Source organism: Helicobacter sp. 13S00477-4, assembly GCF_002272785.1.
Classification (GTDB): Bacteria; Campylobacterota; Campylobacteria; order Campylobacterales; family Helicobacteraceae; genus Helicobacter_J.
Genome location: NZ_MLAS01000039.1, coordinates 1 through 511, shown reverse-complemented (window position 1 = coordinate 511; position 511 = coordinate 1). Strand labels below are relative to the sequence as shown.

General features: G+C 39.7%; 1 protein-coding gene. It reads left to right on the top strand.

What is annotated here, in order from left to right:
- A partial coding sequence (locus tag BKH44_RS08910) for a hypothetical protein (protein WP_219349887.1) occupies positions 1 to 511 on the top strand: 511 nt, incomplete at both ends.

The following is a 511-nucleotide window of genomic DNA, read 5'->3' as shown; positions in this document are numbered from 1 at the left end:
ACTACTAATTTGATTGCCAATAACAACTCTAAATTAGACACTATCAAGATCAATTACGGTTCTGGAGGTACTACCAAATTAACCTTAGACAATTCTACTCTAGGCACTGCCAGTACAGACGATGGAGCTACCACGATTACTGCTTCCAATAACTCGAAGATAGATAACCTCATTGGCTCTTATGGCACTACCAAATTAACCTTAGACAATTCTACCCTAAGTGCTAATAAAACAAGCGGTGGTGTTACCATCATCACTGCTAATAATGGTTCTAAGATAGGTACCATCAACACCATTTGGGGTAATATAGGTGATGGTACTACCAACATTACCGCTTCTAACAACTCTAAGATAGACAATCTCAACACCTCTTGGGGTACCGCCAACCTCACCCTAAACAATTCTACCCTAAGTGCTGGTAATGCAACGGGTGGTGTTACTAATATCACTGCCAATGATGGTTCAACTATCTCTAATTACACTACAAACAAATCAGGTTCAGCTTCAAACA